This window comes from Metamycoplasma neophronis (assembly GCF_006491995.1).
GTDB classification, from domain to species: domain Bacteria; phylum Bacillota_I; class Bacilli_A; order Mycoplasmatales; family Metamycoplasmataceae; genus Metamycoplasma; species Metamycoplasma neophronis.
The window spans coordinates 1-553 of record NZ_VHHP01000048.1; the positions used below are offsets into that span (position 1 = coordinate 1).

The 553-nt window shown below is 75.4% G+C and carries 1 protein-coding gene; it reads right to left on the bottom strand.

Going from position 1 to position 553, the window contains the following annotated elements; all coding sequences use genetic code 4:
- A partial coding sequence (locus FJR74_RS08455) for an FAD-dependent oxidoreductase (RefSeq protein WP_211333945.1) occupies positions 1-553 on the bottom strand: 553 nt, incomplete at both ends.

Consider the following 553-nt stretch of genomic DNA (forward strand, 5'->3'; position numbering starts at 1 on the left):
GCCGTCAGGGCCGGTTCGTCGCCGAACCGACCGAACGACAGCCGCAACAGCGCGACGTCGCCGCGCTGACCCCATTTGCGCGACGACAATGTGATCGCCTTGGCATGCGGTGACTCGTCGCCGGCCACCAGCACGCCGGAACAGTGCGGAAACGCGGTGCCGCCGGGCACCGCCAGCGCCACCACCGCCGACGACGCGCTCACGATCTGCCGGGCGGCGGCATGTGTGCGCGGCGCGATGCCATCGACGAGGCGCGCCAACCGCGGCGCCGGAACCGCCAGGATGACGGCGTCGGCCTGCCAGCGGCCGCCGGTTTCGTCGCGCAGCACCCAGCCGCGTTCGAGCTGGACCACCCTGGCCCGCACCCAGTGCACCCGGCTGCGCCGGACGAGCCCGTCGAGCAGCACCTGATACCCGCCGTCCAGCGCGCCGAACACCGGCCCGCCGCTTCCCGGCGGCAGCGCCTGCCGGACCGCGTCGGTCACACTGGTCGCCCCGCGATCCAGGGCCGCGGCCACGCTCGGGGCGGCCGCGCGCAGCCCGATCGTCGCCG